This window comes from Nocardiopsis sp. NPDC006198, from assembly GCF_040613895.1.
Taxonomy (GTDB): domain Bacteria; phylum Actinomycetota; class Actinomycetes; order Streptosporangiales; family Streptosporangiaceae; genus Nocardiopsis; species Nocardiopsis tropica.
Window position 1 is genome coordinate 52,848 of sequence record NZ_JBEXSY010000009.1, and the last position, 26,273, is coordinate 79,120.

Consider the following 26,273-nt stretch of genomic DNA (forward strand, 5'->3'; position numbering starts at 1 on the left):
GTCCCCGGCCGGGGACGGGGAGCGCACATTGCCCGCGCGGGGACGGCGCGGGGCGGCCGGACGCCGCGCGGAGAGCCCTCCGGGGAGCGCCGCCCGGCCCCTGCGGGCGGGCGGGGCCGGGAGCGGATCCGCGCGCCCGGGAAGGGGGGAACCACGAATGCTTCCTCCCCACCTGTCCTAGTCTGCTTGTGCGGCAACGACAACAGAGCGGGGTGACGAAGGTGACTCGGGTACCCGAGACGTTCGACGGTGGCGGTGCGGACGCGCAGAGCGCCCCGCCGGCCGGGGACGACCCCACCACGACCTCGCTCCTGGACGCCCTGGCGGCCTCCGGGCTGCCACGGGAGGTCCGGTCATGGGTCACCGCCGCACTGTGGGGCGAGGACGCCCTCGCCGCGCTGCTCGAGGGCGAGCACATCCCCGACCCGGCCGCCGGCGGGCCGTCGGCGGCGCCGGCGCCGCCGGGCCGGGTCCGCCGCTCCTACCTCACCGGTATCCGTGTCCAGGGCTTCCGCGGGATCGGCCGCCCCTCCGAGCTGACCTTCCCGCCCGGCCCGGGGCTCACCGTCATCGTCGGCCGCAACGGCTCCGGCAAGTCCAGCTTCGCGGAGGCGGCCGAGGCCGCCCTCACCGGGCGCAACCCCCGCTGGGACGCGATGCCGACCGGATGGCGGGACGGCTGGCGCAACCTGCACTACGACGAACGCACCGAGGCGACCGTCGACATCCACGTCGCCGGGGACGAGGGCCCCACCCGGATCACCCGCCGCTGGACCGGCGAGAGCGTGCGCTCCGCGCGCGGCGAGGTGGTCCGCCCCAACGGCGAGGTGGCCCCGCTCCGCACCCTCGACTGGGGCGAGAGCCTCGTCCGCTACCGCCCCTTCCTCTCCTACGACGAGCTCGGGCGCACCGTCACCGGGCGCTCGGCCGAGCTCTACGACACGCTCACCGCGCTCCTGGGCCTCACCGGCCTGGCCGAGGCCGAGCGCAGGCTCGCCAAGGTCTGCGACTCCCTGGCCAAGCGGCGCGACCGGCCCTCGAGGGAGCTCGGCCGCCTGGTCGACGCGCTCCGGGGCTCCGGCGACCCCCGGGCCGCCCAGGCCGTCCACCTCCTCGGCGCGCAGCACCTCGACATCGAGGCGCTCCGCCGGATCGCCGAGGACGACGGGCCCAGCGACCCCGCCCTGCACGTCGTCCTGCGGCGCCTGCGGCGGCTCTCGGTCCCCGAGCGGACCGTCATCGCCGACGTCGTCAACGAGCTGCGCGGGGCGTCCATGGAGCTCGCCATGGCCGCGGGGAGCAAGGGCGACCACGCCCACGGCGTCGTCCAGCTCCTCGAACAGGCGCTGGAGCACCACAAGCGGCACCCCTCCGACACCACCTGCCCCACCTGCTCCGCGCCGGGGGCCCTCGGCGCCGACTGGGCCCGCAGGGCCAACGCCCAGCTGAGGACCCTGCGCACCCAGGCCGCCCCGGCCTCGGCCGCCTACGAGCGCGCCGCGGCCGCCCGGGACCAGGCCCGCTTCCTGCTCTCCCCCGTCCCCGGGTGGCTGCCGCCGGAGAGCGAGCTGGGCCAGGTGTGGGCGCTGTGGGAGTCCGGCTCCGACATCACCGACCTCGCCGAGCTGGCCGAGCACATCGAGGCGGTCGGCCGCCGGCTCCGCTCCGCCGCCATCAGCGCGCGCCGGGACGCGACCGAGCGGCTGGAGGACCCCAGCGGAGGCTGGGGCGACCTCGCCGAGCGGCTCGCCGCCTGGCTGGACGAAGCGCAGGACGCCCTCCGCGCCAGGGACGTCCTGTACAGCGCCGAGGCGGCCCTCAACTGGCTGGCGGACCAGGCCCGGGGCCTGCGGGCGGAACGGCTCGGCCCGGTCGCCTCACAGGCCGAGCAGGTGTGGTTCCGGCTGCGCCAGGAACGCCACATCGACCTCCAGGGCATGCGCCTGATCGGGCGCGGCGCCCGGAGGCGGGTCGAGGTGGACGTGACCGTGGACGGGGTCGACGACCAGACCAGCGCGCCCGGCCTGCTCAGCCAGGGGGAGTTCCAGGCCCTGGCGCTGTCCATCTGCCTGCCCCGCACCCTGGTGGAGGGCAACCCGTTCGGCTTCCTGCTGCTCGACGACCCCGTCCAGGCGATGGACACCGAGACCGTCGAGGGGCTGTCCTCGGTCCTGGCGGAGGTGGGCCGCCACCGGCAGCTGATCGTGTTCACGCACGACACCCGGCTCTCCGACGCGCTGCGCCGGCTCGGGCTGCCCGCGACCATCCGCACCCTCAACAGGGACGCCATGTCCAACGTGTGGGTGTCCGACGGGGCGCTCTGACGCCCGGCCCCGGCGTCCCGGCCCAGGGACGCCGGGAGCGGCCCGGATCACATGCGGACTCGCGGAAGGGCCGGAAACCGGCTCCGAACAGGGGTTTCGCTCCGCCGGTCCGGGAGGCCGGGGTCGCCGGCGCCTTTGATTTGGCAGACCACCCCCGAATCCCTGTATAGTCATGACCAGCGCAAGGGGGCAACACCCCCGGGGCGGTCGACACAAGCCCCACAGCGCGCCCCTTTAGCTCAGTCGGCAGAGCGTCTCCATGGTAAGGAGAAGGTCTACGGTTCGATTCCGTAAAGGGGCTCCACCACTTGACGAGGTCCGGTCCACTCAGGTGGGTGGCCGGTGGAGCATCTACCGGCCTGAACCGGGACCGGTCCCCACGGGGTCCGGGTTCCGTTGATCGGGGCGGGGTAGCTCAGTCGGTAGAGCAAGCGGCTCATAATCGCTGTGTCGTCGGTTCAAGTCCGGCCCCCGCTACCAACCCGTTGACCCCTGGGACACTGTTCTCAGGGGTCGTCGCGGGCGCTTTGCAGTGTTCTACTGCGCACTAGGTACTGTTTCCAGCGAGAAAGGCACTCCGAAGTGGCTGCCACAGACGTGAGGCCGAAGATCACCCTGGCCTGCCAGGAGTGCAATCACCGTAACTACATCACGCGCAAGAACCGTCGGAACACCCCCGACCGGCTCGCGATCAAGAAGTTCTGCCCGAACTGCCGCAAGCACAACGAGCACCGCGAGACCCGCTAGGTCCTCGCGAGCGGCGCGGCTGAGGCCGACGTGAGCTTCTCATAGACTTCCAGCCCGGTGAGCGATCCGCTCACCGGGCTGTTCGCGTATCCGGGCCCCTCCGGCCCGCGTTGCAGAACCAGGAGAGGGAGAGCGTGGCGATCAACCCTGACTACCTCGGCCGGGAGTACCCCGCGCCGGAGTCCTACGAGGTGACCCGGGGCAAGATCCGGGAGTTCGCCGAGGCGGTCAACGACCCCAACCCGGTGTACACCGACACGGCCTCCGCCAAGGCCGCCGGGTACCCCGACGTGATCGCGCCGCCCACCTTCCCCGTGATCCTGGGCATGGCCGGGTCCGCGCAGGCCATCGCCGACCCGGAGCTGGGGGTCGACTTCTCCCGTGTCGTGCACGGCGACCAGAGCTTCCACTACAGCCGGCCCCTGCACGCCGGCGACGTCCTCAGCAGCGTCACCCGCATCACGGGCATCAAGTCCCTCGGCGGCAACGAACTGCTCACCCTGGAGACCGTGGCCGACAACGCCGACGGCGAACACGTGGTCACCACCACGATGATGCTCGTCGTGCGCGGCGAGTGACCCCATCCACAGGAACGTGAGGAACGCGATCGTGAGCAGGCTGAGCCACGCCGACGTCGAGGTCGGCACCGAGCTGCCCGAGCGGACCTTCCCGGTCCGCCGCCTGGACCTCGTCCGCTACGCGGGCGCCTCCGGCGACTTCAACCCCATCCACTGGAACGAGCGCTTCGCCAAGTCCGTCGGGCTCCCCGACGTCATCGCCCACGGCATGTTCACGATGGCCGAGGCCGCGCGGGTGCTCACCGACTGGACCGGGGACCCCGGCTGCGTCGTCGACTACTCGGTGCGCTTCTCCGCGCCCGTGGTCGTCCCGGACGACGACGAGGGGGCCGAGATCACCGTCGGCGGCAAGGTCAAGTCCAAGAACGACGACGGCACCGTCACGGTCCTGCTGACCGCCCGCTCCGGCGGCGCGAAGGTCCTGGTGCAGTCCAAAGCCGTCGTCCGCCTGGCCTGACGGCAGTAGCGAAGCAGTGAGGTGACCGTGTCCACAGTCCACGAGAACGAGGCCCCCCGGAACCAGGTCCTCTGGCTCTGCGACCACACCACGCTCGGCCTCGGCGGCCCGGCGACGACCTCCCGGACGGCCCGTACGACCGACGAGCTGGTCGGGGCGGTCGCCGCGGCCGACGCCGCGGGGGAGCCCGTCCTCGTCCTGGGGGGCGGGAGCAACCTGGTCGTCTCCGACGACGGGTTCCCGGGCACCGTGGTCCTCGTGGACACGCCCGGGGCCTCCTTCGAGGAGACCGGCGACACCGACCCCGGGACGGGGGAGCCCGTCGTGCTGCTGCGCGCCGAGGCGGGCGTCGAGTGGGACCCGCTCGTGGAGCGCACCGTCGCCGAGGGGCTCAACGGCCTGGAGTTCCTCTCCGGCATCCCCGGCCGGGTCGGCTCCACCCCCATCCAGAACGTCGGCGCCTACGGCCAGGACGTCAGCCAGACCATCCGCGAGGTGCTGGTCTACGACCGGCGGACCGGCGAGCGGCGCGTCCTGGGCAACGCCGAGTGCGGGTTCACCTACCGCGACAGTGCCTTCAAGGGCGACGACCGGTACGTGGTGTGCGAGGTCGTGTTCGCCCTCCGCCGGGCCAAGCTCAGCCGCCCGATCGCCTACGCGGAGGTCGCCCGCACCCTGGGTGCCGAAGCGGGGGACAGGGTGCCGCTGGAGCGCGCCAGGGAGACCGTCCTGGGCCTGCGCAGGGGCAAGGGCATGGTCCTGGACCCCGACGACCCCGACACCCGCAGCGCCGGCTCCTTCTTCACCAACCCGGTGGTCACGGCCGAGGAGTTCGCCGAGGTGCGCGCACGGGCGGACCGGCGGCTCGGCGCGGACGCCGGGATGCCCGGCCACCCCGACGGGAACGGCAACGTCAAGCTGTCCGCGGCCTGGCTCATCGACCGGGCGGGGTTCCGCGGCCACGCCAGGGGGACCGCCCGCGTCTCCTCCAAGCACGTGCTCGCCCTCACCACCGTCCCGGGGGCGCCCACCACCGAGGACCTCCTGGCCCTGGCCCGGGACGTCCGCGACGGCGTCGAGGAGGCCTTCGGGGTCCGCCTGGTCAACGAGCCCGTGATGGTCGGCGTCTCCCTCTGACGCCTCGCGCCCCCGACCGCCGCACCGGCCCGCGGGCGGCCGGGGGCCGCCGTGCCGCACAACGGAGTGGCCTTTCCCCAAGAAAGAAGTTCGGTGAACCGAACTCGTTTATGAGCCGCTCCGAATAAAGAAATGCGAAGAGGCAATGAATTGCCATTCGCCGTTCTTTCGGCATAAAGTACGGGTGTCGAAGGGGAGTAGTCCCCAATGCGTGCGATCGACACACTGGCCGCCCCACGGCCCGGTCGTACGAGCCCGAACCGACGAGGAGGCCCCCGGTGAAACGGGAGCCGAATTCCGGCGCGGCGGGCGGACGAGACCTTTGACCCGGTTCAGGACGACCGGGTTGAAGGGGCGCTCTCCGCCTCCTTCCGCCCTGCACACCTCGTACGGAGGCAGACGCATGACCGCTTTTCTCGCGGGCCTCGGATTCAGCGCCGTCGCCATCTTCATCGCCGAAATGGGCGACAAGACCCAACTCGTCGCGATGTCGCTGGCCACCCGCTACCGGGCCCTGACGGTCCTCCTGGGCATCACCGCGGCCACCCTCGTCGTGCACGCCGGGAGCGTGCTCCTCGCCGAGGTCCTGGGCGCCGCCATCCCCACCGACTGGCTCACCCTCGTCGCCGGCGCGGCCTTCCTCTTCTTCGGGCTGTGGACCCTGCGCGGCGACGAGATGACCGAGAACGACGAGAGGCGCGCCGCCTCCAGGCGCATCCGCTCCGCGTTCATGACCGTCTTCGTGGTCTTCCTCGTCGCCGAGCTCGGCGACAAGACCATGCTCGCCACCATCACGGTCGGCACCCAGCACCACTGGCTCCCCGTCTGGATCGGCTCGACCCTCGGCATGGTCGCCGCCGACGCCATCGCCATCGCCCTCGGCGCGGCCCTCGGCAAGAAGCTCCCCGAGCGCGCCATCCGGATCGGCGCCGCCGTCCTGTTCTTCGGGGCGGGAGCGGTCATGCTCGGCCAGGGGGCCTGGATGCTCCTGACGTAGCGTCCGGCACGGGCTCGGGCTCCGAGGCCAGCCAGGCCTCCACCCCGCCCAGCAGCTCCTTCTTCAGCGCGTCCGGCGCGCCCGACCCGCGGATCGACATCCCCGCCAGCGCCGCCAGCTCGGCGTCCGAGAAGCCGAACACCTCGCGCGCGATCCGGTACTGCTCCACCAGGCGGGGGCCGAACAGCAGCGGGTCGTCGGTCCCCAGGGCGATCGGGACCCCCGCCTCGAAGAGTCTGCGCAGGGGCAGGTGCTCCAGGTCCTCGTACACGCCCAGGCCCACGTTGGAGGTCGGGCAGATCTCCAGGGTGACCTCCTGGGTGGCGATCCGCTCGACCAGGTACGGGTCCTCCACGGCGCGGACGCCGTGCCCGATCCGGTCGGCGCTCAACTCGTCCAGGCACTCGCGCACGCTGCGCGGCCCCTGGAGCTCGCCCCCGTGCGGGGCGGACAGCAGGCCGGCCCGGCGGGCGATCCTGAAGGCGCCCTCGAACTCGCGTGCGCGCCCGCGCCTCTCGTCGTTGTTCAACCCGAACGAGACGACCCCCTTGCCCGCGTACTGCCGGGCCAGCCGCGCCAGGGCCTTGGCGTCGAGGGGGTGCCTGGTCCGGTTGGCGGCCACCATCAGGCCGACGGCCACGCCGGTGTCGCGCTCGGCGGCGCGGGCCGCGTCCAGGATCAGCTCCAGGGTGGCGGTGAGGCCGTCGAAGAGGGACGCGTACCCGCTCGGGTCGACCTGGATCTCCAGCCAGGCGGACCCGGCCTCGCGCTCGTCCTCGGCGGCCTCGCGCAGCAGCCGGTACATGTCCTCCGGCCTGCGCAGCACCGAGCGGGCGATGTCGTACAGGCGCTGGAAGCGGAACCAGCCGCGTTCGTCCGTGGCCCGGAGCCGGGGAGGCCACTCCTCGACCAGGGCCTGGGGAAGGTGCACTCCTCGCTCCCCGGCGAGCTCGACCAGGGTCGAGTGCCGCATCGAGCCGGTGAAGTGCAGGTGCAGGTGGGCCTTGGGCAGCCGGTCCAATCGGCGAGCGGTGGTCGGTGTCTCCATGAACCAAGCCTGCCGTATCACGGGCGCCCCCGGTGCCAGGACGCCGTACTTGCCGCGCCGGGGCGGCGGACGGGCGCCCCGGGCCGCGCTCCGCACGGGCGGGGGCCGTCCGCTACCGCACCTCGCCCAGCAGCCTCTGGAGCCGCCCCACGCCCTCCGCCAGGTCCTCGTCGCCGAGCGCGTAGGACAGGCGCAGGTAGCCGGGGGTGCCGAAGGCCTCGCCGGGCACCACGGCGACCTCGGCCTCCTCCAGGACGAGCTCGGCCAGCTCCGCGGAGGTCCGGGGCGTCCTGCCGCGCACCTCCCTGCCGAGCACGCCCTTCACGGACGGGTACGCGTAGAACGCGCCCCGCGGCTCCGGGCAGACCACGCCGTCGATCCCGCCGAGCATCCGGACCATCGTCCTGCGGCGGCGGTCGAAGGCCTCCCGCATCCCCTCCACGGCGGCCAGGCCGCCGGAGACGGCGGCCAGGGCGGCCGCCTGCGAGACGTTGGCGACGTTCGAGGTGGCGTGCGACTGGAGGTTGGAGGCGGCCCTGACCAGGTCCTTCGGGCCGATGATCCACCCCACGCGCCAACCCGTCATCGCGTAGGTCTTCGCGACGCCGTTCACGACGACGGTGCGGTCGGCGATCTCCGGAACCTCCACGGGCAGGGAGGAGAACTCGGCGCCGCCGTACACCAGGTGCTCGTAGATCTCGTCGGTGAGGACCCACAGGCCGTGCTCGTCCGCCCAGCGGCCGATCGCCCGGACCTGCTCGCGCGGGTAGACGGCGCCCGTCGGGTTGGACGGGGACACGAACACCAGGACCTTGGTGCGCTCGGTGCGCGCGGCCTCCAACTGCTCCACGCCCGCCATGTACCCGGTGCTCTCGTCGGTGACGACGAAGACCGGCACGCCGCCCGCGAGCTTGACCGACTCGGGGTAGGTGGTCCAGTACGGGGCGACCAGGAGGACCTCGTCGCCCGGGTCCAGCATGGCGGCGAAGGCCTCGTGGACGGCCTGTTTGCCGCCGTTGGTCACCAGCACCTGCGAGGGCTCCACCGCGTAGCCGGAGTCCCGCCGGGTCTTCTCCGCTACGGCCTCGCGCAGTTCGGGGAGGCCGCCCGCCGGCGTGTAGCGGTGGAAGCGCGGGTCGCGCGCCGCCGCGACGGCCGCCTCGACGACGTGGTCGGGCGTCGGGAAGTCGGGCTCTCCCGCGCCGAAGCCGATGACGGGGCGGCCCTCCGCCTTCATGGCCTTGGCCCTGGCGTCCACGGCGAGGGTGGCGGACTCGGAGACGGCGCTGATGCGTGCGGAGACACGGGGTCGGTCGCTCATGGCGCCCATGGTGCCACGCGGGCCCGTCCCGGGCAGGGAGCCCGCGAGGCGCCTCCGGAGGGGGCGCCGGTCCTCCGGCGGTTTGGTCAGATCGGGCGAATGGGCATACACTCGGTCGCGCCGAACGGTCGTGGCCCAGGTGTTACCGGGCCATCAGTGTGCGTAGCGCGCGGCGACCGGCTATGGTGGGAGCGCAGTTTCCGTCAAGGGCAGTGGCTCAATTGGTAGAGCACCGGTCTCCAAAACCGGCGGTTGGGGGTTCGAGTCCCTCCTGCCCTGCAAGTCCGCGCGAGCGGAGTGGCGGCCTCCGGGCCGGCACTCCGCACGGGGCATCGGAACTACGGGGATTTCTGGCAGCCCGCGACCCTAAGGACCCCAGGTGACACAGACTGACGCCGACGCGAAGCCCGACAAGGAGCCGAAGCGTCGTACCGGTCCGGTGACGTTCACCAAGCAGGTCGTCGGTGAGCTGCGCAAGGTTCGCTGGCCCACGCGCCGCGAACTGGTGACCTACACCATCGTCGTCCTCGTCTTCGTGGTGGTCGTCCTCGGCTACGTCTCGCTCCTGGACTGGGGCTTCGGCGAGGCCATCACCTGGCTCTACGGCACCTTCGGCCGCCCGGCGGGCGTCTGACCGAGACTTCTGGGCCGCGCCTCCGGACGACCGGGGCGCGGCCCCACTCGTCCGCGCGTCGGTCCCGCGCCGCCCGGACAGACCGTAAGCTGGCATGACTGGGTTCGACGCAGACCGCTGTTCGGCGTGCGTCGCTCCGCAGAGCGCATCCGACGAGAGAAAGAGCAGCCGTGTCCGAGTCCCCACTGACCTCTGACGACTTCCCCGATGAGGAGCCGGATCAGTCGTCTGCGGAAGAGACCGGCCTGGCGGGCGAGCTGTCCGAGGACGCGGCCGACAAGGCCGACGACGACAGCCCTGCTCTGACCGGCGACGCGGACGAGAACGCCGACGACGAGAACGCCGACGACGAGGGCGAGGAGGAGGCCGAGGAGGCCCCGCGCCTCGACCCCGTCGAGGAGTTCAAGAACGAGCTGGTCCTGCTGCCCGGCGACTGGTACGTCGTGCACACCTACGCGGGCTACGAGAAGCGGGTCAAGGCCAACGTCGAGAGCCGCACCCAGTCCCTCAACATGGAGGACTACATCTTCCAGGTCGAGGTGCCCGAGCACGAGGTCACCGAGGTCAAGAGCGGCAAGCGCCAGCAGGTCACCGAGAAGGTCCTGCCCGGCTACGTGCTCGTCCGCATGGACCTGACCGACGAGTCCTGGTCGGCGATCCGCAACACCCCCGGCGTCACCGGCTTCGTGGGCCTGTCCAACAAGCCCGCCCCGCTGAGCCTGACCGAGGTCGCCAAGCTCCTCGCGCCCGAGCCGGAGCAGGAGCCGGAGCAGGCGCAGAAGGCCCGCGCCGGCGGCGAGGTCCGCTCCGACGTGGCCTACGAGATCGGCGAGTCCGTCACGGTCATGGAGGGCCCGTTCGCCACGCTGCCCGCCACGGTCAGCGAGATCAACCCGGACACCCAGAAGCTCAAGGTGCTGGTGTCGATCTTCGGCCGCGAGACGCCGGTCGAGCTGTCCTTCACCCAGGTCGCCAAGATCTGACCCGGGCCGCCGTCCGGCGGGGCGCCGTGCCCGCAGGACGACCGTCAAGGCACTCGTCACGGCGACATAGACTTGGTGGGTCCACCCTCGCGGTGGACCCACTCTCGTGCCCCGCCCAGGCAGGGCACGTCACGGCCCGCCAGGTCCCGGCGGGCCGTCGCCCCCGCGCCCTCCGGCGCGGGGCCGCGCCTCCTTCGGCAGCGGTGCCGCCGCGATCGCCACGACCGCACGGCGCCGCGGGGAGGCCAGGGACCAGCACACAACGCAGATCAGGCAAAGGACCCGATATGCCTCCGAAGAAGAAACTTGCCGCACTCGTCAAGGTGCAGCTCCCCGCCGGTCAGGCGACCCCGGCGCCGCCCGTTGGTACCGCTCTCGGTCCGCACGGCGTCAACATCATGGACTTCTGCAAGCAGTACAACGCTGCCACGGAGTCCCAGCGCGGCAACGTCATCCCCGTAGAGATCTCCATCTACGAGGACCGTTCCTTCACCTTCGTCACCAAGACGCCTCCGGCGCCGAAGCTGATCCTGAAGGCCGCCGGGCTGGACAAGGCCGCCACCGACCCGGGTCGCACCACGGCCGGCTCCATCACCGCCGAGCAGGTCCGCGAGATCGCGCAGACCAAGCTGCCCGACCTCAACACCGACGACATCGAGGCCGCGACCAAGATCGTCGCCGGCACCGCCCGTTCGATGGGCATCGAGGTCAAGTAGCCCCCCGCACGGTGGCGCCGACCCCAGGCGGGGCGGGGCGACCGGGGACGCTCGACGTTCAAGAACCACCGTGGCAGGGCCAGGCGCTGGCCCGACGACCACACGTTCCCTAGGAGAACAGCGTGAAGCGCAGCAAGACCTACCGCAAAGCCAGCGAACTGGTGGACCGCGACAAGCTCCACGGCCCCGCCGAGGCCGTGAAGCTCGCCAAGGAGACCTCCAGCTCCAAGTTCGACTCGACCGTCGAGGTCGCCCTGCGCCTGGGCGTCGACCCGCGCAAGGCCGACCAGATGGTCCGTGGCACCGTGAACCTGCCGCACGGCACCGGCAAGACCGCTCGGGTCCTGGTCTTCGCGACCGGTGAGCGTGCCGAGCAGGCTCTCGCCGCCGGCGCCGACATCATCGGCGACGACGAGATGATCGAGAAGGTCGCCAAGGGCTACACCGACTTCGACGCCGTCGTCGCCACCCCGGACCTCATGGGCAAGGTCGGCCGCCTGGGCCGCGTGCTCGGCCCGCGCGGCCTGATGCCGAACCCGAAGACGGGCACCGTCACCCCGGACGTGGCCAAGGCCGTGACCGACATCAAGGGCGGCAAGATCGAGTTCCGCGTGGACCGCCACGGGAACCTGCACTTCATCATCGGCAAGGCCTCCTTCGGCGAGCAGCAGCTCCTGGAGAACTACCAGGCCGCGATCGACGAGGTGAACCGCCTCAAGCCGTCCGCCGCCAAGGGCCGCTACATCAAGAAGGCCGTGGTCAGCACGACCATGGGCCCGAGCATCCCGCTCGACGCCTGACGTCCTTCCGTGTAGCCGTCCCGCAGACGGCGACGGCCCCCGCGTCCACCGGACGCGGGGGCCGTTCCTCGTACCGGGCCCCTACAGGTCGGTGATCTCGTCCTCGCCGGGGATCTCGAAGGAGGTCTCGCCCAGCTCGGAGAAGACCATGGACACGTCGGCCTCCTCGTCGGAGAAGTCGAGGCGCATCGGGAAGCCGTCCCGGCCGACCCAGATGGACACGTCGACGGAGCCGCTGACGTCACCGATCAGCTCCAGCACGGCGAGCTTCTGCTCGGCGTCCAGGGCGTCGATCTCCTCGGTGGTCATCGTGCCCTCGACGAGGGTGGTCTCGACACCGCCGACCTCCTCGGTGCCGGCCGCCTCGATCTGGTCGATCTCGGCGAAGGCGCCGACCAGGTCGGGCAGCGAGGCGATGTCGAACATCTCCTGCGGGCCCAGCTCCGCGGTGTCCTGGACGCCGCGGGCCCAGGGGGTGTCGACCTCCTGGAGGCCGTTGTGGTTGGACACCAGGGACTCGCCCTCCGCGGGGACGATGAGGACGGTCGTGCCGAGCTCCTCGGCCGTCAGGCCGGGGTCCTCCCCGCCCAGGGCGGCGAGCTCCAGCAGCATCTCGCCGACGAAGGGCATCACCATGGTGACCTGCGCGGCCTCGGGGTCGTCCATGACCTCGTAGGTCATCGTCATGTCCACGGTGCCGAGCTCGGGGTCGGGCATGGACAGGTCGAGGTCCAGCGTGTAGTTGGTGACCTCCTGCGTGCTCGAGGCGAGCTCGGCGAGCATGTCCAGGACACCGCCGCCCTCTCCGGGCTCCTCGGCCGCCTCGACCTCGACCGCCTCCTCCTCCGGGGCGCCGCCGCCGCAGGCGGTGAGGGCGAGGGCGAGGGTTCCCGCCGTGAGCAGGGAGGGCATACGCGTCTTCACGAAGGTGTTCCGCTTTCTTCGGGTGGGGGACGGGCGCGTCCGGGAGCGGGGGCGCCCGGGAGACATCTTCCCGCACACAACCGACATATCGGTCGATTATTCGCGAGTGCCCCTTCGACGGCCGGTCTCCCCGTACGGTTCCCGCGCGTGCGCGGGGCGCGCGGACAGCCTGGAGCCGGTCCGGCACATGTACCGACGGTCCCCGCGCGTGCGCGGGGTGCGCGCGATCACACCGGCGGTTCCGCCGGAGGGGACGAGCACCCCCGGGCGTCGGTTACGATGGAGGCTGCCGAAGACCGCTGGTCGCCACCCGCAGGGGTGGCCCTAAGGACCCATCCGCGATGGGCGCCCGCGCAGGTGTCACTAGAGCTTTCCCGTTCCGGGCGCGCACTCCGCGCCGAGAGAACGCGGTCGTGCCCCGTGCGCCTGGCGCTCGGGGCTTTTTCTCGTGCTGACGCCGATCGCGCGAGTCCTTGGGAACCGACCGGCGCTCGTACCCGCACCGGCCGGTACCGGTGGTCCACCGGGCCCCGGCCGGAAGGCAGGCGGAGCCGGAGCGGGTCCGTTCCGAGTCCGCCCGGGGCGGTTTCCGGCGCACGAGTCAGGAACTCCGCCCCGCGAGGTGCGGGACACCCCGCCGTCAGGCGCGGGATCGAAGTCAATGTTGGAAGGAGTCCCATGGCGAGGCCGGACAAGGCAGCCGCGGTCGCCGAACTCACGGAGGAATTCCGTGAGTCGAGCGGCGCCGTGCTGACCGAATACCGGGGGCTCACTGTCGCGCAGATCACCGACCTGCGCAACAGCCTCGGCCAGAACGCGCGTTTTCGCATCGTCAAGAACACGCTGACCAAGATCGCGGTCAAGGAGGCCGGCGTCGACCAGGAGATCCAGGATCTTCTGGTGGGCCCGTCCGCCATCGCCTTCGTCCACGGTGACGTGGTCGAGGCCGCCAAGGGTCTGCGCGACTTCTCGAAGGCGAACTCGCCCCTGGTGATCAAGGGCGGCATCATCGACGGCAAGTCGATGAGCGCCGAGGACATCACCAAGCTGGCCGACCTGGAGTCCCGCGAGGTTCTCCTCGCGAAGCTTGCCGGCGCGCTCAAGGCCAAGCAGGGCCAGGCCGCCGCCGTCTTCCAGGCGCTTCCCTCCAAGGCCGTGCGCCTCGCGCAGGCCCTGGCGGACAAGCGTTCCCAGGAAGCTGCCTGAACCTTTTGAACCGCGGCGGGCGCCGAGGGCGCCCCGCCGAAGGCTCGCACGTGATGCCGACAGGCGCGCGTGTCTGTAGAGAAAGAGAAACCGCATCATGGCGAAGCTCAGCAACGACGACCTGCTTGCCGCTTTCGAGGAGATGACCCTTCTCGAGCTGGCCGACTTCGTGAAGCTCTTCGAGGAGAAGTTCGACGTCACCGCTGCCGCCCCGGCCGCCGTCGCCGTCGCCGGCCCCGCGGGTGCCGCTCCGGCCGAGGTCGAGGAGAAGGACGAGTTCGACGTCGTCCTCGAGTCCGCCGGCGACAAGAAGATCCAGGTCATCAAGGAGGTCCGCAGCCTCACGAGCCTGGGTCTCAAGGAGGCCAAGGACCTGGTCGACAACGCTCCGAAGCCGCTGCTCGAGGGCGTCAACAAGGAGGCCGCTGAGAAGGCCAAGGCCGCTCTCGAGGGCGCCGGCGCCACCGTCACCCTCAAGTAGTCCTCCGCGGGCCGCACAGGCCCGCTGGTCTGCTCCACGCGGCCGTCCCTCCTCCGGGAGGGGCGGCCGCGTTCGCGTTCCCGGGACCCGGCCGTGGGGCGCGGGGGCCCGGCTCCCTCGGCCCGGGTGCCGCACCCCGCACCCGCACCCCGCACCCGCGCCCTGCGGGTGCGGCGGCGGCGCTCCGCCCCTCCCCGCGCCCTGCGGGTGCGGCGGCGGCGCTCCGCCCCTCCCCGCGCCCGCCGCGACAGGGCCCCTGGTCCCGGACCCGTGCGACGAAGGTCCCCTCTCCCCGGGTACGCCGTGTTCCGACGCCGTTCGCTCCGCCGGGTGTGCGAAGCTGGGGCGGTTCGGGAGCACCAGGTCAGGGGCCGCGTGTGCGAACTGTCCCCCGGACGCGGTAATCTCCCGTCCCGGGAATCCCGACGAGGCCCCGGGAGAGGGTTTACCCGCCCCCCGCGGGGGAACCTTTTCGGGTGTCCGACGGGCTCACAACCCCCTGGGGCCAGGGCAGGCGCGCCAGCTCCACCGATCCCGGTCGAGGGCGATCCCGAGGGTTGTGAGGGACGGCGGACCGGAGCCGGTCCGTCGGCGGACGGCTCCCCCTCGGGGGAGCGGACGGGCAGACGGCCCGAGGCCGGACACCCCTGTGCCGGAGACGGCGGAGGGGCTGGTCCACGGTCGGAGGTTCTCCGTCGCGGGCCGCGCGGGACGACGGCCGGGCTTGACGGATCGCCCTTCACGGGTGATCCTGCCGGTGTCGTGAGTTGCGCTGTGGACCGTGAGTGGACAGCGGTGTGGTGTTCGGCTACACTGCTCTTTTGCGCTGCCCTTTGGTGATCCCTGTGCCGGTGCACGGCTGCCACCCATCCCATTTCTGGACATACGGTGGCCCGTCACCCGCTCGATGTGACCGTCTCAACCGCGTTGCGGCGGTCCCTCTCGTGACGGATCGTCTGGCGTGCGCGCTTCAACCGCCACAAGCCTTCGGAAGGACCCCTGTTGGCAGCCTCGCGCAACGCCTCCGCTAACGCCCTTGGTCCGCACCGCGTTTCTTTCGCCCGTATCCAGGAACCCCTCGAGGTTCCGAACCTTCTGGCCCTGCAGACCGAGTCGTTCGACTGGCTGCTGGGCAACGACAAGTGGAAGACCCGGGTCGAGACGGCCCGAAACGCCGGCCGCAAGGACGTTCCGGAGCAGTCCGGTCTCGAAGAGATCTTCGAGGAGATCAGCCCGATCGAGGACTTCTCGGGCACCATGTCCCTCTCGTTCCGCGACCACCGGTTCGAGCCGCCCAAGTACTCCGAGGAGGAGTGCAAGGACAAGGACATGACCTACTCCGCCCCGATGTTCGTCACGGCGGAGTTCATCAACAACGACACCGGTGAGATCAAGAGCCAGACGGTGTTCATGGGCGACTTCCCGCTCATGACCGTCAAGGGCACCTTCATCATCAACGGCACCGAGCGCGTCGTCGTGTCCCAGCTGGTCCGCTCCCCGGGCGTCTACTTCGACCGGTCCGTCGACAAGACCACCGACAAGGACCTCTTCGGCTGCAAGGTCATCCCGTCCCGCGGCGCCTGGCTGGAGTTCGAGGTCGACAAGCGCGACTTCGTCGGCGTCCGCATCGACCGCAAGCGCAAGCAGGGCGTCACCGTCCTGCTCAAGGCGCTGGGCTGGACCACCGACCAGATCCTGGAGCGGTTCGGCCAGTACGAGTCCATCCGCAACACGCTGGAGAAGGACCCCACGGCGGGCACCGACGACGCGCTGCTGGACATCTACCGCAAGCTGCGCCCCGGAGAGCCGCCCACGAAGGAGTCGGCCCAGGCGCTGTTGGAGAACCTCTACTTCAACCCCAAGCGCTACGACCTCGCCAAGGTCGGCCGCTACAAGATCAACAAGAAGCTCGGCCTCGACGCCGACTACACGCAGGGCACGCTGACCGAGGACGACATCGTCGCCACGATCGACTACATGGTCCGCCTGCACGCGGGCGAGGTGGAGAAGGAGACCGTCAACGGCCTCCGCCCGATCGAGACCGACGACATCGACCACTTCGGCAACCGCCGCCTGCGCACCGTCGGCGAGCTCATCCAGAACCAGGTCCGCCTGGGCCTGGCCCGCATGGAGCGCGTCGTCCGCGAGCGGATGACTACCCAGGACGTCGAGGCGATCACGCCGCAGACCCTGATCAACATCCGTCCCGTCGTCGCCTCCATCAAGGAGTTCTTCGGCACCTCGCAGCTGTCCCAGTTCATGGACCAGACCAACCCGCTCGCGGGCCTGACCCACAAGCGCCGCCTCTCGGCGCTGGGTCCGGGCGGTCTGTCCCGTGAGCGCGCGGGCTTCGAGGTGCGCGACGTGCACCCCTCCCACTACGGCCGCATGTGCCCGATCGAGACCCCCGAGGGTCCCAACATCGGTCTGATCGGCTCCCTGGCGGGCTACGGGCGGGTCAACTCCTTCGGCTTCGTGGAGACCCCGTACCGCAAGGTCATCGACGGGCGCATCTCCGACCAGGTCGACTACCTGACCGCGGACGAGGAGGACCTGTACGTCATCGCGCAGGCCAACACGCCGCTGAACGCCGACGGCACCTTCGCCGAGGCCGGCGTGCTCGTGCGCCGCAAGGGCGGGGAGTTCGAGCAGGTCAGCACCGACGAGGTCGACTACATGGACGTGTCGCCGCGCCAGATGGTGTCGGTCGCCACCGCCATGATCCCGTTCCTGGAGCACGACGACGCCAACCGCGCGCTCATGGGCTCCAACATGCAGCGCCAGGCCGTGCCGCTGCTGCGCGCCGAGTCGCCGTTCGTCGGCACCGGCATGGAGTACCGCGCCGCGACCGACGCCGGTGAGGTCATCCTCAACGAGAAGGCCGGCGTCGTCGAGGACGTCACCGCCGACTACGCCACGATCATGGCGGACGACGGCACGCGCAAGACGTACCGCATGGGCAAGTTCCAGCGCTCCAACCAGGGCACCTGCTTCAACCAGCGGCCGATCGTCACCGAGGGCCAGCGGGTCGAGGCCAACCAGGTCCTCGCCGACGGACCCTCCACCGACCAGGGTGAGATGTCGCTCGGCAAGAACCTGCTCGTGGCCTACATGTCCTGGGAGGGCCACAACTACGAGGACGCGATCATCCTCTCCCAGCGCCTGGTGCAGGACGACGTCCTCTCCTCGATCCACATCGAGGAGCACGAGGTCGACGCCCGCGACACCAAGCTGGGCCCGGAGGAGATCACCCGCGAGATCCCCAACGTCAGCGAGGAGGTCCTGGCCGACCTCGACGACCGGGGCATCATCCGGATCGGCGCCGAGGTCGTGGACGGCGACATCCTCGTCGGCAAGGTCACGCCCAAGGGCGAGACCGAGCTGACCCCGGAGGAGCGCCTGCTGCGCGCCATCTTCGGCGAGAAGGCCCGCGAGGTCCGCGACACCTCCCTGAAGGTGCCGCACGGCGAGACCGGCAAGGTCATCGGCGTGCGCGTGTTCAGCCGCGAGGAGGGCGACGAGCTCGCCCCCGGCGTCAACGAGATGGTCCGCGTCTACGTGGCCCAGAAGCGCAAGATCACCGACGGTGACAAGCTCGCCGGCCGCCACGGCAACAAGGGCGTCATCTCCAAGATCCTGCCGCAGGAGGACATGCCCTTCCTGGAGGACGGCACCCCGGTCGACATCATCCTCAACCCGCTGGGCGTGCCCGGCCGGATGAACGTCGGCCAGGTCCTGGAGGTCCACCTCGGGTGGCTGGCCAAGAACGGCTGGCTGGTCGAGGGGGTGGAGGAGGAGTGGCAGAAGTCGCTCCACGCGATCGGCGCGGCCGAGGTCCCGCCGAACTCGCGCGTGGCCACCCCGGTCTTCGACGGCCTGCACGGTGACGAGCTCAGCGGCCTGATCCAGTCGGTGCGCCCGAACAAGGACGGCAACCGCCTCATCAACAAGGACGGCAAGGCGCGCCTGTTCGACGGCCGCACCGGCGAGCCGTTCGCCGAGCCGATCTCGGTCGGCTACAAGTACATCCTCAAGCTCCACCACCTCGTGGACGACAAGATCCACGCGCGCTCCACCGGCCCGTACTCCATGATCACCCAGCAGCCGCTGGGCGGTAAGGCGCAGTTCGGCGGTCAGCGCTTCGGTGAGATGGAGGTCTGGGCGCTGGAGGCCTACGGTGCCGCCTACGCGCTCCAGGAGCTGCTCACCATCAAGTCCGACGACGTGGTGGGCCGGGTCAAGGTCTACGAGGCCATCGTCAAGGGCGAGAACATCCCCGAGCCGGGTATCCCTGAGTCCTTCAAGGTGCTCATCAAGGAGATGCAGTCGCTCTGTCTGAACGTGGAGGTGCTGTCCAGTGACGGTATGTCCATCGAGATGCGGGACAGTGACGAGGACGTCTTCCGCGCGGCGGAAGAACTGGGAATCGACCTGGGGCGGCGAGAGCCCAGCAGTGTCGAAGAGGTCTAACTTCCGCGGATTTCGAGAGCAGGGGACGAATTAAGTGCTCGACGTCAACTTCTTCGACGAGCTGCGGATTGGCCTCGCCACCGCCGACGACATTCGCCAGTGGTCGCACGGCGAGGTCAAGAAGCCCGAAACCATCAACTACCGGACCCTCAAGCCCGAGAAGGACGGACTCTTCTGCGAGAAGATCTTCGGTCCGACCCGGGACTGGGAGTGCTACTGCGGCAAGTACAAGCGCGTCCGCTTCAAGGGCATCATCTGTGAGCGCTGCGGCGTCGAGGTGACCCGTGCCAAGGTGCGCCGCGAGCGGATGGGCCACATCGAGCTGGCCGCTCCCGTCACGCACATCTGGTACTTCAAGGGCGTGCCCTCCCGCCTGGGCTACCTGCTGGACCTGGCTCCGAAGGATCTCGAGAAGATCATCTACTTCGCCGCCTACATGGTCACGTGGGTGGACACCGAGGCCCGTGAGCGCGACCTCCAGTCCCTGGAGGCGCGGATCTCGGTCGAGAAGCAGCACCTCGAGCAGCGCCGCGACTCCACCATCGAGGAGCGGCACCGCAAGCTCGAGGCCGACCTGGCCGAGCTCGAGGAGCAGGGCGCCAAGGGCGACGCGCGCCGCAAGGTCCGCGAGGGCGCCGAGCGCGAGATGCGCCAGCTCCGCGACCGTGCCCAGCGTGAGATCGACCGCCTCGACGAGGTCTGGAACCGCTTCAAGAACCTCAAGGTCCAGGACCTCGAGGGCGACGAGATGCTCTACCGCGAGATGCGGGACCGCTTCGGGAAGTACTTCCGCGGCGGCATGGGCGCCCAGGCCATCCAGGACCGGCTCGCCAACTTCGAGCTGGACGTGGAGGCCGAGAAGCTCCGCGAGACCATCCGCACCGGCAAGGGCCAGAAGAAGGCCCGCGCCCTGAAGCGGCTCAAGGTCGTCTCGGCGTTCCTCAACACCACCAACAGCCCCATGGGCATGGTGCTCGACTGCATCCCGGTCATCCCGCCGGACCTGCGTCCGATGGTGCAGCTGGACGGCGGCCGCTTCGCGACCTCCGACCTCAACGACCTGTACCGCCGCGTGATCAACCGGAACAACCGCCTCAAGCGGCTGCTCGACCTCGGCGCGCCCGAGATCATCGTCAACAACGAGAAGCGGATGCTCCAGGAGGCCGTCGACGCGCTGTTCGACAACGGCCGCCGCGGACGCCCGGTCACCGGTCCCGGCAACCGGCCGCTCAAGTCGCTGTCCGACATGCTCAAGGGCAAGCAGGGCCGCTTCCGCCAGAACCTGCTCGGCAAGCGTGTCGACTACTCCGGCCGTTCGGTCATCGTCGTCGGCCCGCAGCTGAAGCTGCACCAGTGCGGTCTGCCCAAGCAGATGGCCCTGGAGCTCTTCAAGCCGTTCGTGATGAAGCGCCTGGTCGACCTGAACCACGCGCAGAACATCAAGAGCGCCAAGCGCATGGTGGAGCGGTCCCGCCCGGTCGTGTGGGACGTCCTCGAAGAGGTCATCACCGAGCACCCGGTGCTGCTCAACCGCGCCCCGACGCTGCACCGCCTGGGCATCCAGGCCTTCGAGCCGCAGCTGGTCGAGGGCAAGGCCATCCAGATCCACCCGCTCGTCTGCACGGCGTTCAACGCCGACTTCGACGGCGACCAGATGGCCGTGCACCTGCCGCTGTCCGCCGAGGCCCAGGCCGAGGCGCGGCTGCTGATGCTGGCGACCAACAACATCCTCAAGCCGTCCGACGGCAAGCCCGTGACCATGCCCACCCAGGACATGATCATCGGCCTGTACTACCTGACGACGGAGAAGGCCGACGCCAAGGGCGAGGGCCGCGCGTTCCGCTCCCCGGCCGAGGCGATCATGGCCTACGACCTGGGCGACCTGGACCTGCAGGCGAAGATCCGCCTGCGGATCGCCGACGGCGCCCCGGCCCCGAAGGACTGGACGCCGCCGGAGGGCTGGCAGCAGGGCGACGTGTACGTCCTGGAGACGACCCTGGGCCGGTACCTCTTCAACGAGACCACCCCGGTCGACTACCCGTACGTCAACTTCCAGGTGGGCAAGAAGCAGGTCTCGGTCCTGGTCAACGACCTCGCCGAGAACTACCCCAAGGTCCAGGTCGCCACGACCCTGGACGCCCTGAAGGACGCGGGCTACCACTGGGCCACCCGGTCCGGCCTGACCATCGGCATCGAGGACGTCGTCGCGCCTCCGCGCAAGACGGAGATCCTCGAGGGGTACGAGCGCAAGGCCGACAAGATCCAGCGCGAGTACGACCGCGGTCTCATCACCGACGACGAGCGCCGCCAGGAGCTCACCGAGGTGTGGACCCAGGCCACCGCCGAGGTCGCGCAGAACATGGAGGACAACTTCCCCGCCGACAACCCGGTGTGGATGATGGTCCAGTCCGGCGCCCGAGGCAACCCGATGCAGGTGCGCCAGATCGCGGGTATCCGCGGCCTGGTCTCCAACACCAAGGGTGAGACGATCCCGCGTCCGATCAAGTCCTCCTACCGCGAGGGCCTGTCGGTGCTGGAGTACTTCATCTCCACGCACGGCCAGCGCAAGGGCCTGGCGGACACCGCCCTGCGCACCGCCGACTCGGGTTACCTGACCCGTCGTCTGGTGGACGTCGCGCAGGACGTCATCGTCCGCGAGATCGACTGCGGCACGGACCGTTCGATCTGGCACGAGATCGGTGAGAAGAACGCCGCCGGCGCCGTCGTGCGCAAGCACAACGTCGAGAACACCGGTTTCGGCCGCACCCTCTCCGAGGACGTGACGGGGCCGGACGGCAAGCTCGTCCTGCCCGCGCTCAGCGACACCTCCGAGCAGAACATCGACAAGCTGATCGCGGCCGGGTTCACCCGCGTGCGCATCCGCTCGTCGCTGACCTGCGAGGCCAAGATCGGCGTCTGCACCACCTGCTACGGCCGCTCCATGGCGACCGGCAAGCCGGTGGACGTCGGCGAGGCGATCGGCATCATCGCGGCACAGTCCATCGGTGAGCCCGGCACCCAGCTGACCATGCGTACCTTCCACATGGGCGGTTCCGCGGGTCAGGACATCACGCACGGTCTGCCCCGTGTCCAGGAGCTCTTCGAGGCCCGCATCCCCAAGGGTGTGGCCCCGATCTCCGAGATGGAGGGCCGGATCCGGATCGACGACACCGAGAAGAGCCGCAAGATCGTCGTCATCCCCGACGACGGCACGGACGAGATCGCCTACCCGGTCCCGATGCGTGCGCAGCTCCTCGTCAGCGACGGCGACCACGTCACGGTCGGCCAGCAGCTGATCCAGGGTGCGATCAACCCGCACGAGGTTCTTCGTATCCAGGGCCCGCGCGCGGTGCAGCAGCACCTCGTGTCGGAGGTCCAGGAGGTGTACAAGTCGCAGGGTGTGTCCATCCACGACAAGCACATCGAGATCATCGTCCGCCAGATGCTCAAGCGGGTGAACATCCTGGAGTCGGGCGACACCGAGCTCCTGCCCGGCGAGATGGTCGAGCGTCCGAAGTTCGAGCGGATCAACCGCCGCGTCGTCTCCGAGGGCGGACAGCCCGCGGCCGGACGCCCGGTGCTGCTCGGGATCACCAAGGCCTCGCTGGCCACGGAGTCCTGGCTGTCGGCGGCCTCCTTCCAGGAGACCACCCGGGTGCTCACCGAGAACGCCATCCACGGCAAGAGCGACCCGCTGCTCGGCCTCAAGGAGAACGTCATCATCGGTAAGCTCATCCCGGCCGGTACCGGTATTCCGCAGTACCGCAACATCCGGGTGGAGCCCACCGAGGAGGCGAAGGCCTCGATGTACTCGGTCTCCGGGTACGAGGAGCCGAGCGAGTACACCTTCGGTCAGGGGTCCGGCGAGGCCGTCCCGCTGGAGGAGTACGACTTCGGGCCGTACAACCGGTAAGAGCGGTTTGAACTGACGGCGGCGGCCAGCCACTCCCGACCGGGAGTGGTGCCGCCGCCGTTCGGCGTAGAGGGTCCGCGCACGGCGGACGGGGAGACGGCGCTACTGCGCTGGCGGGAGAGGCATGACTGAACACGGGGGCGGACGGGACTCCGGTGCGGGGGACTGGTTCAAGCCGAGCGAGAACCGCTACCGCACGCAGTCGGAGTACCAGGACCCGCTCGAGGGTGAGGAAGCCGACGAGGGCGCCGAGACGGTGTTCCCCGACAGCGGCGGCTACACGGGGCTGAGCGCGTCGCGCCCGGCCCTGGTCGAGCCGTACCCGGAGGCGCTCGGCGGTCCGCCGTCCGGCGCCTCGCACCCGATCTCCTACCCGGGGGCGGGGCAGTCGGCGTACCAGCCGCTGACCCGGGTGCCGGGGGAACCGGAGGAACCGAGCCTGCCCAGCGTCGCGGCCAGCGCCGAGGTTCCCCTGCCCTCCGAGGACCCGGGCGAGGAACCGGCCGGCCGCATGGACTCCTGGGCCGCGCCCCGGACCGACCCGGCGGCGGGCGGCGCCGAGGCGCCGGCCGGTCCCGGTGACGCCTGGACCGCGGGCCGGGACGAGCCGGAGGCGCCCGCACCGGGCCCACGGGGAGGGGAGGGCTTCCCGGACACCGGGTACGCGTCGCCCGACCGCGCCTCCGACGCCTGGAGGAGCGAGGCGCCCCTCGACGGGTCGCGCGACCCGTCCGCCTGGGACGCCCCCGCGGCCCGGCCCGAGGGTTCCCCGGCGTGGGACCCCGAGGGCGCGCGCGGTCCCGCCGCGTGGGACGCCGGCGCCCCGGCGGGCGGATCCGACGTGTACGCGCGGGACGCCTGGAGCGATGCACCGGCAGACCGCTCCGACACCCGCGGGCAGGACGCGTGGCGTACCGACGTCCCCGGGGACGGTCTCGGCGACGGCGGTCCCGAGGCGTGGGCCCCGGCCCGCGACGCCGACGCACGGACCCCGGAGCCGTCGGACGACGCGCGCCCGTGGGACGAAGCACCCGCGGGCGGGCACGGCCGCGAGGCCCCGGGGAACCGTACGGAGGGTTCCACGGCGTGGGACCCCGAGGGCGCGCGCGGTCCCGCTGCGTGGGACGCCGGCGCCCCGGCGGGCGGATCCGACGTGTACGCGCGGGACGCGTGGACCCCGGACGCCCCCGCGGCCCCCGCAGGGGACCCGTGGGGCGCGGACGGCCCGGTGGGCCGCTCGGAGGACCGGGAGCAGGACCGCTGGTCCCCGGACGTCCCGGTGGGCGGTTCCGCCCCCTCCGGTACTGACGCGCCCGTGACCGGTCCCGCGGCGACCGACGCGCGCCCGTGGGACGAGGCCCCCGAGGTGGAGGACGGCCGCGAGGCGTGGTCCCCCTCCCGGGGAGCCGACGCCTGGACCCCGCAGTCCCCGGCCGACACGCGGTCGTGGGAGCCGGACCCCGCCCTCGGCGGGATCGGTGAGCCCCTCCGGGACCCGTGGGGCGCGGACGGCCCGGTGGGCCGCTCGGAGGACCGGGAGCAGGACCGCTGGTCCCCGGACGTCCCGGTGGGCGGTTCCGCCCCCTCCGGTACCGACGCGCCCGTGACCGGCCCCGGGACGGGCGACGCGCGCCCGTGGGACGACGGGCCGTCCGGCGGCGCGGACGCCCCCTGGACGCCCCCGGCCGACGCCGGGGACCGCCCCTGGGACACCGGAGCCCCCGCGAACGGGGACCGCCCCTGGGACGACGCGCCCTCCGGGTACGGCCCCGTCGGCGGCGCGGACCGCGCCTGGGACGAGGACCGGGACGCCACCGCCTGGGGCGCAGGCCCCGAGGACCGGCAGGGCCCCGAGGGGCCGGGTGGCCGGTCCCCCGTCGGCGACACGGCCCCCGCGGCCCCGCTCTGGGACGACGAGCTGTCCGACGACCGCCGACCGTCCGCGTGGGGCGCCGACGCCCCCTCGGACGGCACGGCGGGACCGGAGCACGGCTCCTGGGACGCGGCTCCCCGCCACGAGGCCCACGGGGCGCCCTCCGGCGACCGTGCCGCCGACGGCCGCTCGTGGGACGACGACGAACTCGGCTCGGACTCCTGGGGGCCGGCCGCCGACCGCGGCGCCGCCGCAGGAGAGGACCGTGACGCCGCCGCAGGGCCGCGGAACGGAGGTCGCGGGTCCGCGGCCGACACCGGCGGCCTGGACTCCTGGGCGCCCGCCAGGGAGACCGCCGACGCGTGGTCCGGCGCGGGGACCGACGAGTCGTGGACCGACGGCTACGACGACGAGCTGTCACCGCCCGCCCCCGCCCCCGCCCCGGCACCCGACCCGGGCGGGTTCGGGTCGGGGAGCGGCAACACCTGGGCGTTCGACCGCAACGACCCCCGCCTCCCCGACATCGTCCGGGAGGCGGAGGAGCGCCGGCGCGAGTCCGCCAGGTCCTCCGACACCGGGGCCTGGGGAGACGACGGCACGGACGGGGACGCCCCCTCGGCCTGGGCGGACAACGACCGGCTGCACGACGGGGCCCCGGGCGGGGAGCGGACCGGTGGCGCGCCGTCCGTGGACGACCCCCTGGCGGCCATCGCGGACATGCAGTCGCGCGCCCGCTCCCGGGAGGCCGAGGGATACGCGGACGAGGCGTTCGCGGACGAGGAGTACGACGACGAGGGGTACGACGACGGCCCGGTGCGCCGGGGCGGTCCCGGGGAGGACGGCGTCCCCGACGGCGCCACCCAGGTCTTCGAGGCGCCGAGCATCCCCGAGGACACCTGGGACCACGACGAGCCGGAGCCGGCGGGGGAGAGCGAGTACGACGACGGCTTCACCCCGGCGGACTACGGCATGCCGGAGGCCCCGGCCTCCCGCAGGCGCCGCAAGGACCCCATCGCCGAGGAGTTCCCCGGCTTCGTGGACCGTCCCCTGGGCGGGGAGCCCGGCGACCCGTACCCCGGCTACGACAGCATCGACTTCCTGCCGGACACGGAGAAGGGGGCGACCGTCACCCTGTGGCTGGGCATCGCCTCGCTGCTCCCCGGCATCGGTCTGGTCACAGCTCTGCTGGCGCTCCTGATCACGGGGCCCAAGGCCAAGAAGGCGATCCGCGCCTCGCGCGGGGAGCTCGACGGCCTCGGACTGATCACCGTCGGCACGGTGTTCGCGGTGGTCGGCATCCTGGTGACGGTGATCTCCGTCGCCATCTGGCTGGTCCTGTAGCGCCGCGGCCGCTCCTCCAGGACAATGTTCCGGGGGAGCGGCCGCATGCCCGGGCCGCCCGTCGACGGTCTCCGGGGGAACCCGGGGCGAAACGACTCCGGGAGCGCGTAGACTGGCGGTGACCCACGGCTACGCGAGAACCGGTTCCATGATTCTCGCCATGTCGCACACCGTTTTGACCGCCCAGACGGTAAACGGTAGCCTGTGTGATTGTGCCCGTGAGTCGACGGGTCACACGTGCGTGTGCGGCGCCTCGGTCCCACCAGTTGAGGACGTAAGGCGCGCCGCGCAGGTGAACCCCCTCCCATGATCGGCCTCCGGCC

Annotated in this window: 18 protein-coding genes and 3 tRNA genes; 18 read left to right on the forward strand and 3 right to left on the reverse strand. The window is 71.3% G+C overall.

The genetic code is table 11. The features are described from left to right. Positions 1–311 precede the first annotated feature (311 nt). The 8 genes from ABZ234_RS08935 to ABZ234_RS08970 all read left to right on the forward strand — a co-directional run bounded on the left by ABZ234_RS08935 (position 312) and on the right by ABZ234_RS08970 (position 6,240). On the forward strand, positions 312–2,324 hold the full coding sequence (locus tag ABZ234_RS08935) for an AAA family ATPase (protein ID WP_267950529.1): 2,013 nt from the start codon (positions 312–314) through the stop codon (positions 2,322–2,324). Positions 2,325–2,552: 228 nt separating this feature from the next. Next, positions 2,553–2,628 (forward strand) — tRNA-Thr (locus ABZ234_RS08940). Positions 2,629–2,728: 100 nt separating this feature from the next. Then, positions 2,729–2,804, forward strand: a tRNA-Met gene (locus tag ABZ234_RS08945). A 102-nt stretch (positions 2,805–2,906) separates the two neighbouring features. Then, entirely contained in the window at positions 2,907–3,071 is a 165-nt protein-coding gene (gene rpmG / locus ABZ234_RS08950; RefSeq protein ID WP_013156089.1) for a 50S ribosomal protein L33, read from the forward strand. A 134-nt stretch (positions 3,072–3,205) separates the two neighbouring features. Beyond that, entirely contained in the window at positions 3,206–3,649 is a 444-nt protein-coding gene (locus ABZ234_RS08955) for a MaoC family dehydratase N-terminal domain-containing protein (protein ID WP_267946709.1), read from the forward strand. A gap of 31 nt (positions 3,650–3,680) precedes the next feature. Then, entirely contained in the window at positions 3,681–4,106 is a 426-nt protein-coding gene (locus tag ABZ234_RS08960; RefSeq protein ID WP_267946708.1) for a MaoC family dehydratase, read from the forward strand. A 27-nt stretch (positions 4,107–4,133) separates the two neighbouring features. Next, positions 4,134–5,243: a UDP-N-acetylmuramate dehydrogenase gene (locus ABZ234_RS08965; RefSeq protein ID WP_355011645.1), complete on the forward strand. Its 1,110-nt coding sequence runs from the start codon at positions 4,134–4,136 to the stop codon at positions 5,241–5,243. 403 nt (positions 5,244–5,646) lie between these two features. Then, on the forward strand, positions 5,647–6,240 hold the full coding sequence (locus ABZ234_RS08970) for a TMEM165/GDT1 family protein (protein WP_355011646.1): 594 nt from the start codon (positions 5,647–5,649) through the stop codon (positions 6,238–6,240). On the opposite strand, the gene ABZ234_RS08975 is transcribed toward ABZ234_RS08970, so the two are convergent. Both ABZ234_RS08975 and ABZ234_RS08980 read right to left on the reverse strand, forming a co-directional pair. After that, positions 6,203–7,288 carry an adenosine deaminase gene (locus ABZ234_RS08975; RefSeq protein ID WP_355011647.1) on the reverse strand — a complete coding sequence of 362 codons (1,086 nt, stop codon included), beginning with the start codon at positions 7,286–7,288 and terminating at the stop codon, positions 6,203–6,205. The two genes, ABZ234_RS08970 and ABZ234_RS08975, sit on opposite strands and share 38 nt — an antisense overlap. A gap of 112 nt (positions 7,289–7,400) precedes the next feature. Then, positions 7,401–8,609, reverse strand: a complete 1,209-nt coding sequence (locus ABZ234_RS08980; protein ID WP_355011648.1) for a pyridoxal phosphate-dependent aminotransferase — start codon at positions 8,607–8,609, stop codon at positions 7,401–7,403. A gap of 206 nt (positions 8,610–8,815) precedes the next feature. Here ABZ234_RS08980 and ABZ234_RS08985 point away from each other — a divergent pair. The 5 genes from ABZ234_RS08985 to rplA all read left to right on the forward strand — a co-directional run bounded on the left by ABZ234_RS08985 (position 8,816) and on the right by rplA (position 11,742). Continuing rightward, positions 8,816–8,888 (forward strand) — tRNA-Trp (locus tag ABZ234_RS08985). A gap of 100 nt (positions 8,889–8,988) precedes the next feature. After that, positions 8,989–9,243 (forward strand): preprotein translocase subunit SecE, encoded by a 255-nt coding sequence (gene secE / locus ABZ234_RS08990; protein WP_267946703.1) that lies wholly within the window; start codon positions 8,989–8,991, stop codon positions 9,241–9,243. Between the two features lie 170 nt (positions 9,244–9,413). Beyond that, positions 9,414–10,226, forward strand: coding sequence for a transcription termination/antitermination protein NusG (nusG, locus tag ABZ234_RS08995; protein WP_344180389.1), 813 nt, complete (start codon positions 9,414–9,416; stop codon positions 10,224–10,226). 287 nt (positions 10,227–10,513) lie between these two features. Beyond that, positions 10,514–10,942 (forward strand): 50S ribosomal protein L11, encoded by a 429-nt coding sequence (gene rplK / locus ABZ234_RS09000; protein WP_267946701.1) that lies wholly within the window; start codon positions 10,514–10,516, stop codon positions 10,940–10,942. A gap of 122 nt (positions 10,943–11,064) precedes the next feature. Beyond that, the gene (gene rplA, locus ABZ234_RS09005; RefSeq protein ID WP_267946700.1) at positions 11,065–11,742 is read left to right on the forward strand and encodes a 50S ribosomal protein L1; all 678 of its coding nucleotides are present in this window, start codon (positions 11,065–11,067) and stop codon (positions 11,740–11,742) included. Positions 11,743–11,823: 81 nt separating this feature from the next. Here rplA and ABZ234_RS09010 read toward each other — a convergent pair whose 3' ends face one another. Beyond that, positions 11,824–12,666 (reverse strand): hypothetical protein, encoded by an 843-nt coding sequence (locus ABZ234_RS09010; protein ID WP_344180386.1) that lies wholly within the window; start codon positions 12,664–12,666, stop codon positions 11,824–11,826. A gap of 678 nt (positions 12,667–13,344) precedes the next feature. Here ABZ234_RS09010 and rplJ point away from each other — a divergent pair. The 5 genes from rplJ to ABZ234_RS09035 all read left to right on the forward strand — a co-directional run bounded on the left by rplJ (position 13,345) and on the right by ABZ234_RS09035 (position 25,950). Further along, positions 13,345–13,872, forward strand: a complete 528-nt coding sequence (gene rplJ, locus ABZ234_RS09015) for a 50S ribosomal protein L10 (RefSeq protein ID WP_267946699.1) — start codon at positions 13,345–13,347, stop codon at positions 13,870–13,872. A gap of 97 nt (positions 13,873–13,969) precedes the next feature. After that, positions 13,970–14,353, forward strand: a complete 384-nt coding sequence (rplL, locus tag ABZ234_RS09020) for a 50S ribosomal protein L7/L12 (RefSeq protein WP_267946698.1) — start codon at positions 13,970–13,972, stop codon at positions 14,351–14,353. 1,002 nt (positions 14,354–15,355) lie between these two features. Further along, a complete protein-coding gene (rpoB, locus tag ABZ234_RS09025; protein WP_355011649.1) occupies positions 15,356–18,823 on the forward strand; it encodes a DNA-directed RNA polymerase subunit beta in 3,468 nt (1,155 codons plus the stop codon). A 34-nt stretch (positions 18,824–18,857) separates the two neighbouring features. Continuing rightward, positions 18,858–22,736 carry a DNA-directed RNA polymerase subunit beta' gene (locus ABZ234_RS09030; RefSeq protein ID WP_267946696.1) on the forward strand — a complete coding sequence of 1,293 codons (3,879 nt, stop codon included), beginning with the start codon at positions 18,858–18,860 and terminating at the stop codon, positions 22,734–22,736. Between the two features lie 124 nt (positions 22,737–22,860). Next, on the forward strand, positions 22,861–25,950 hold the full coding sequence (locus tag ABZ234_RS09035) for a hypothetical protein (RefSeq protein WP_355011650.1): 3,090 nt from the start codon (positions 22,861–22,863) through the stop codon (positions 25,948–25,950). Positions 25,951–26,273 lie beyond the last annotated feature (323 nt).

Bases quoted from the DNA above. Each gene is read 5' to 3' on its own strand.
- ABZ234_RS08975 (WP_355011647.1), bottom strand. From the start codon at position 7,288: ATGGAGACACCGACCACCGCTCGCCGATTGGACCGGCTGCCCAAGGCC.
- ABZ234_RS08980 (WP_355011648.1), bottom strand. From the start codon at position 8,609: ATGAGCGACCGACCCCGTGTCTCCGCACGCATCAGCGCCGTCTCCGAG.
- rplL (WP_267946698.1), top strand. From the start codon at position 13,970: ATGGCGAAGCTCAGCAACGACGACCTGCTTGCCGCTTTCGAGGAGATG.
- rplK (WP_267946701.1), top strand. From the start codon at position 10,514: ATGCCTCCGAAGAAGAAACTTGCCGCACTCGTCAAGGTGCAGCTCCCC.
- ABZ234_RS09035 (WP_355011650.1), top strand. From the start codon at position 22,861: ATGACTGAACACGGGGGCGGACGGGACTCCGGTGCGGGGGACTGGTTC.
- rplJ (WP_267946699.1), top strand. From the start codon at position 13,345: ATGGCGAGGCCGGACAAGGCAGCCGCGGTCGCCGAACTCACGGAGGAA.
- ABZ234_RS08970 (WP_355011646.1), top strand. From the start codon at position 5,647: ATGACCGCTTTTCTCGCGGGCCTCGGATTCAGCGCCGTCGCCATCTTC.